The organism is Pseudomonas sp. K2I15, from assembly GCF_002204795.1.
Classification (GTDB): domain Bacteria; phylum Pseudomonadota; class Gammaproteobacteria; order Pseudomonadales; family Pseudomonadaceae; genus Aquipseudomonas.
In genome coordinates this window covers 24,127-30,128 of the sequence record NZ_NIXO01000064.1, presented here as the reverse complement: position 1 = coordinate 30,128, position 6,002 = coordinate 24,127, and the positions used below count along the sequence as shown (strand labels likewise).

At 59.9% G+C, this 6,002-nt stretch carries 5 protein-coding genes; 1 reads left to right on the top strand and 4 read right to left on the bottom strand.

What is annotated here, in order from left to right; translation table 11 throughout:
• Positions 1–956: 956 nt before the first annotated feature.
• From CEC48_RS26745 to zwf, 3 genes are read right to left on the bottom strand one after another with little or no spacing between them, the layout of a single operon-like run.
• Positions 957–1,622: a bifunctional 4-hydroxy-2-oxoglutarate aldolase/2-dehydro-3-deoxy-phosphogluconate aldolase gene (locus CEC48_RS26745; RefSeq protein ID WP_088426464.1), complete on the bottom strand. Its 666-nt coding sequence runs from the start codon at positions 1,620–1,622 to the stop codon at positions 957–959.
• A 17-nt stretch (positions 1,623–1,639) separates the two neighbouring features.
• Positions 1,640–2,353, bottom strand: a complete 714-nt coding sequence (gene pgl, locus CEC48_RS26740) for a 6-phosphogluconolactonase (protein ID WP_088426463.1) — start codon at positions 2,351–2,353, stop codon at positions 1,640–1,642.
• Entirely contained in the window at positions 2,340–3,806 is a 1,467-nt protein-coding gene (gene zwf, locus CEC48_RS26735) for a glucose-6-phosphate dehydrogenase (RefSeq protein ID WP_088426462.1), read from the bottom strand. Before zwf ends, pgl begins: the two co-directional genes overlap by 14 nt.
• Positions 3,807–4,024: 218 nt before the next feature.
• On the opposite strand from zwf, the gene CEC48_RS26730 reads away from it, so the two are divergent.
• Positions 4,025–4,885, top strand: coding sequence for a MurR/RpiR family transcriptional regulator (locus tag CEC48_RS26730; protein WP_176438791.1), 861 nt, complete (start codon positions 4,025–4,027; stop codon positions 4,883–4,885).
• 168 nt (positions 4,886–5,053) lie between these two features.
• Here CEC48_RS26730 and CEC48_RS26725 read toward each other — a convergent pair whose 3' ends face one another.
• Positions 5,054–5,899: a D-hexose-6-phosphate mutarotase gene (locus tag CEC48_RS26725; RefSeq protein WP_088426460.1), complete on the bottom strand. Its 846-nt coding sequence runs from the start codon at positions 5,897–5,899 to the stop codon at positions 5,054–5,056.
• Positions 5,900–6,002: the final 103 nt, after the last annotated feature.

Genomic DNA, 6,002 nt, shown 5'->3' with positions numbered 1-6,002 from the left:
CGGGCTGTTTGACGTTTATTTTTGCCATCATTTTTTGCGAACGATCGACGTGAAACAGCCTGATTACGGTTCATAATGTGTCAACCATGTCCCCGCACATGTGTCCACCATGTGTCCGGTCCGTACAAAGGAGCCCAAAAGTAACCAAAAGGCTCTTGCCCCACCACTCGGCACCTCGCTTGGGCTCGGTGTGCCCTCTCTCCGGTATTACTGCGCGGGCCGCCGCGACGGGGCGTCCCTGCCCCGTCGCGGCTAAACCGGCGTCCTGCCGGTTTACCCGCTCCGTACTACCTGCGTTCGGCCAGCGTGGTTTAACGGGGCGCCTAAGATCAAGATCAAGATCAAAAGCAAGAGCACAGCGGCCTACCGGCCGGCTTGAGTGTGTAGAAGCAAAGGCAAATCAAAAGCCAAAGCGGGCACGCTCCCACATTTTGGACCGCGTGTGCCCTTGCTCTTGCCGTTGTTCTTGCTCTGGCTTTTACCACTCAAGCCGGCCGGTAGGCCGCTGTGCTCTTGATCTGCTTTTGATCTTGATCTGCGGGCCCCGTTAACCACGATGGCCTTCGTTCCGGCATGCCGAGCCTAGGCGAGGCACCGAGTGGTGGGGCAAAGACCTTTTGGTTACTTTTGGCTGGGCCGGCATTCCGGGCGTTTGCCAAAAGTGAACCGCTGTAAGAGCGGAACTCTAAGTCGCCGTTACCTGAATAACGGATATGTACTCAGTCAACCAGCCCAACAGAGCGCAGAGACTCAAGCTGCAATAGCCGTGTGTCCGCCAGTACATGGGCAACTGATCCGCCGCCATCGCAGACAAGCCAGCCCCACACTTGATCTCCATAAGGCTCAAGCCCCCCTGCAACCTTGAGGGTTTTCTCCACGCAAAAAAAAGCGGCGCACCGACCAAGTGCGCCGCAAAAATGCCGTAGAACACAGCAACAACGATTCGGTAAATCCAATCAGTCCAGCAGGGCCAACGCCTGGGCGGTGGTTTCCTGGATACGTGCCCAGTCTCCGTTCTTGACCCACTCAGGGTCCAGCATCCAGCTACCGCCCACGCACATCACATTCTTCAAGGCCATGTAGCTCTTGATGTTGGCCGGGCCAACACCGCCAGTCGGGCAGAATTTCACTTCGCCAAACGGGCCGCCCAGGGCCTTGATGGCCGCCACGCCACCGCTGACCTCAGCCGGGAACAGCTTGAAGCGGCGATAACCCAGGCCATAACCTTCCATGATCCCGGACGCATTGCTGATGCCCGGCAACAGCGGAATCGAGCTGTGTACCGAGGCTTCCAGCAGGTCGCGGGTAATCCCCGGGGTGACGATAAATTGCGAACCGGCCACTTCCGCTGCTTCCAGCATCTGGCGATCCAGCACGGTACCGGCACCGGTGCACAGCTCTGGACGCTGCTCACGCAACACCTGGATGGCCTTGAGGCCGAATTGCGAACGCAGGGTCACTTCCAGTGCGGTCAAACCACCGGCAGCCAGGGCATCGGCCAGGGGCAGAATGTCCTGTTCACGGGCAATGGTGATCACCGGCAAAATCCGCGCTTTTGCGCAGAGGCTGTCGATCAAGGCAACTTTGTCCGCCATGGAAACGGTAGGTTGAGGGCTGTTCATCGCGGCTGATCCTTGGCTCATAGGCACCAGTAAATCTCTAAAGTAGGTTGCAAAAACGCGCGTATCGGCATGGCAGCAACGTCGTCACTGGCCAGCGCGGCGCTCAAGGTGGTCAATTTCGAGCTGCCGGAAATCGACAGCACGGTGTAGTGGGCGGTGGCCAGCAACGCGCGACTCATGGTCAGGCGCTGGTGCGGCACGGTCGGCGCCAGCATCGGCCAGCAACGACGGCTGCCGTCCGGCTTCAGGGCTTCAGCCAGGTTCGGGCTGTTGGGGAACAGCGACGCGGTGTGGCCGTCGTCGCCCATGCCCAGTACCAGCACGTCAATCGCCGGCAACTCGGCCAGCAGGCGATCGGCCTGCTCGGCAGCCTGGTCCAGGGTGGCGGCGACGCTGTACAGGCTCAAAAACTTCGCCTTGGCCGCCGGGCCTTGCAGCAAATACTTCTTCAACAGGCCGGCATTGCTGTCGGCATGTTCCACCGGTACCCAGCGCTCGTCGGCCAGGGTGATGGTCACTTTGGACCACTCCAGGCCTTGCTTGGCGAGGTTCTGGAAGAACGCCACCGGGCTGCGGCCACCGGACACCACCAGGGTGGCTTCGCCACGGGCACTGATGGCGGTGCGCAGTTGTTCGGCCACGTCGTTGGCCAGGCCATCGGCCAGCAACGCCGCGGTGCGGTACTCATGGGCGGTTACACCCTGAGGCAGTTTCAGTTCAGATATCGCCATACCAAGACCTCCCATCCCGCGTGATCAGTGCAATTGAGCTCATCGGCCCCCAGGACCCCGCCGCATACGGCTTGGGCGCATCACCGGACTTTTTCCACCCGGCGATCAACTGGTCACACCACTTCCACGCGGCTTCGATTTCATCTTTGCGCACAAACAGGTTCTGGTTGCCACGCATTACTTCGAGCAACAACCGCTCGTAGGCATCGGGAATCCGTGCGCTGCGATAGGTGTCGGAAAAATTCAGTTGCAGTGGGCCACTGCGCAGTTGCATACCCTTGTCCAGGCCCTGTTCCTTGGTCATCACACGCAAGGAAATACCTTCGTCCGGTTGCAGGCGGATGATCAGTTTGTTGCTGATCTGCAAGCGCTGCTCGGGGGCGAAGATGTAGTGGGACGGTTCCTTGAAGTGGATGACGATCTGCGACAGCTTTTGCGGCATGCGCTTGCCGGTGCGCAGGTAGAACGGCACCCCGGCCCAACGCCAGTTACGAATATCGGCACGCAGGGCGACGAAGGTTTCGGTGTCGCTCTGGGTGTTGGAGTTCTCTTCTTCCAGGTAACCCGGCACCGGCTTGCCGGCGCTGTAGCCAGCGATGTATTGGCCGCGCACCACTTGGGTGGTCAGGCCGTCCGGGCTGATAGGCGCCAGGGCCTTGAGCACCTTGACCTTCTCGTCACGAATACTGTCGGCAGACAGGTCGGCCGGCGGGTCCATGGCGATCAGGCAAAGCAGTTGCAGCAGGTGATTCTGGATCATGTCCCGCAGTTGCCCGGCCTTGTCGAAATAGCCCCAGCGACCTTCGATGCCTACTTGCTCGGCCACGGTGATTTCCACGTGGGAGATGTAGTTCTGGTTCCACTGGGTTTCAAACAGGCTGTTGGCAAAACGCAGGGCGATCAGGTTCTGGACGGTTTCTTTGCCCAGGTAGTGGTCGATGCGGTAGGTGCGGTTTTCCGGGAAAAACTGCGCCACGGCGTCGTTGACCTTGCGCGACGAATCGAGGTCCGAGCCGATCGGTTTTTCCAGGACCACGCGGGTGTTTTCCGCCAGGCCGACCTTGGACAGGTTCTCGCAGATTGCGCCATACACCGCCGCCGGGGTGGCGAAGTAGGCAATCAGGCGTTGTTCGGTGCCGGCGTGTTCTGCCAGGGCGACGTAGTCGTCGGCCTTCAGGAAGTCGACGTGCAGGTACGTCAGGCGGGCCAGGAAGCGCTGGGCGACGGTTTCGTCGAGTTCCTTGCCAACGTAGCTACGCAATTCTTTTTCGATGTGAGCCAGGTGCTGTTGCTCGGAACCGGCCTCACGGGCCAGGGCCAGGATGCGCGTGTCTTCGTGCAGGAGACCCGCACCGTCGAGTTGATAGAGGGCAGGAAATAACTTGCGCAGCGCCAGATCACCCAAGGCGCCAAACAGGGCAAAGGTGCAGGGTTCTACGGTTATCGAAGGCATGATGTTTGTTCTTTTATCAAGTTAAGCTACAAATACCTTTTTTTAAGGCATCACTCAAGGAAAAATGTAGTAATAACCACAACATTTTCCCGAAAAACGTATTCCGAGTGGTGGTGTTCAACTACCCTCAGTAGGATAGGCCACCGCAAAGGGCCGCTCGTCGATTGGTTGACGACCCTTATTTGCATCGTCGCCCTAAGGAAACATGAATGGACCGCGTGCGAAATCTACTGGAACAGATCCAGAAACGCCTCGAAGAACTGAACAAGGCTGAACGTAAAGTCGCCGAGGTCATCCTGCTCAACCCGCAGCAGGCGACCCGCTTCTCTATCGCCGCCCTCGCCCAGGCCGCTTCGGTCAGCGAACCTACAGTGAACCGCTTCTGCCGCTCGTTCGGCGTGAGTGGTTACCCTGAACTTAAATTGCAGCTGGCGCAAAGCCTGGCCAGTGGCGCGGCATATGTCAGCCGCGCGGTGGAGGCCGATGATAACCCCGAGGCCTACACCCAAAAGATCTTTGGCAGCGCCATCGCGTCGCTGGACAGCGCCTGCCAGGCCCTGGACCCGAACCTGATCAGCAAGGCGGTCGACCTGCTGATCCAGGCCCGGCAGATCCACTTCTTTGGCCTGGGTGCTTCGGCACCGGTGGCCATGGACGCCCTGCACAAGTTTTTCCGTTTCAACCTGTCGGTCACGGCCCATGCCGATGTGTTGATGCAACGGATGATCGCCTCGGTGGCCCACACCGGGGAGTTGTTCGTGATCATTTCCTACACCGGGCGTACCCGCGAGTTGGTGGAAGTGGCGCGTATTGCGCGGGAAAACGGTGCTTCGGTATTGGGTGTGACCGCCGAGAACTCGCCGCTGGCCAAGGTCAGTACGGTGAGCCTGAACATTCCGCTGCCGGAAGACACCGACATCTACATGCCGATGACGTCGCGGATCATTCAATTGACGGTGCTGGATGTGTTGGCGACGGGCATGACCTTGCGCCGCGGGGTGGATTTCCAGCCGCATTTGCGCAAGATCAAAGAGAGCTTGAACGACAGCCGGTATCCGGTTGGAGATGAATTAAACTAGTTCGAAATCTACAGCGACTGTGCCGGCCTCTGTGGTGAGCGGGCTTGGCCCGCGCTGGGCCGCGAAGCGGCCCTATTAAGCTCACCGAGTTGATTCAGATATATCTCGGTGGCTGGTTTCAGGGCCGCTTCGCAGCCCAGCGCGGGGCAAGCCCGCTCACCACAGGCCTCAGGCACCAGCCCGCGCCTGCAAACTCAAATGCGCCCGCTCCCCCGGCGCCAGGCTCGCCCCGGCCATCGCCGATTCCACACACACAAACCCCGAAGCCTCGTTGAAACTCACCCCCAGCAACGGCCGACTCCCCGGATGCCACACCACCGTGTCGGCACTCTCGCCGGTATCGATGCACAACTCGCGCTGCCAGGCATGGTCCTTGAGGTGCAGTTCGCCCTCGTGCTGGAACACGCGCTGGCAACCACCATCGACCCGCAACTCACCTTCCTGCTGGCAAGCCTGGCGATTGAGCTGGTCGTAACCTTGCGCCCCATCCAGCCCAGACAGCGCTACCTCACCGACGTTGCCAATCCGCCAATAGGCGTGCAAAGCATGGCTCAGTTGGCAAGGCAGTTCGTCCTGGTGCTCGGTGGCCAGGCGCAGTTCCAGGGTTTCCCCCAGGTGCGCGTGCAGGTCTACCTGCCAATCGCATAACTGCAATTGCCAGTGCAAACGCACGCCGTCGTCATCGGTGCTGCTGTCCAGCAGCTTCCAGTCGATCAGCCGTGCCCAACCATGGGACGGCCAAGCGTTTTCGCTGGGATGGCGGCCGTACCACGGCCAACACACCGGCACGCCGCCACGAATGGCGCCAACCTGCGGCCACTTGGCCGCGCACCACAGCCAGGGTTTCTGGCCCTTGGGCTGAAAGTGCAGCAATTGCGCGCCCTGACGACTGAACACCGCCTGGCAGAGCGGGTGATCGATCACCAACACATCGCGCATCTGAAAGCGCTCCCAGGCGAATACCGGCCGCTCGCGCAGGGATTTGAAAAAGCGTTGCAGCGGATGCTCATGCATGTGCCACGGTCCTGAAAATCATCACAATGCGCCCCAAAAAAAAGCGGATAGCCATGGCTATCCGCAAAATGCGCACAGAGAGAAGGAGCTTATCGCAACAACG

Bases quoted from the DNA above. Each gene is read 5' to 3' on its own strand.
- CEC48_RS26745 (WP_088426464.1), bottom strand. From the start codon at position 1,622: ATGAACAGCCCTCAACCTACCGTTTCCATGGCGGACAAAGTTGCCTTG.
- pgl (WP_088426463.1), bottom strand. From the start codon at position 2,353: ATGGCGATATCTGAACTGAAACTGCCTCAGGGTGTAACCGCCCATGAG.
- zwf (WP_088426462.1), bottom strand. From the start codon at position 3,806: ATGCCTTCGATAACCGTAGAACCCTGCACCTTTGCCCTGTTTGGCGCC.
- CEC48_RS26725 (WP_088426460.1), bottom strand. From the start codon at position 5,899: ATGCATGAGCATCCGCTGCAACGCTTTTTCAAATCCCTGCGCGAGCGG.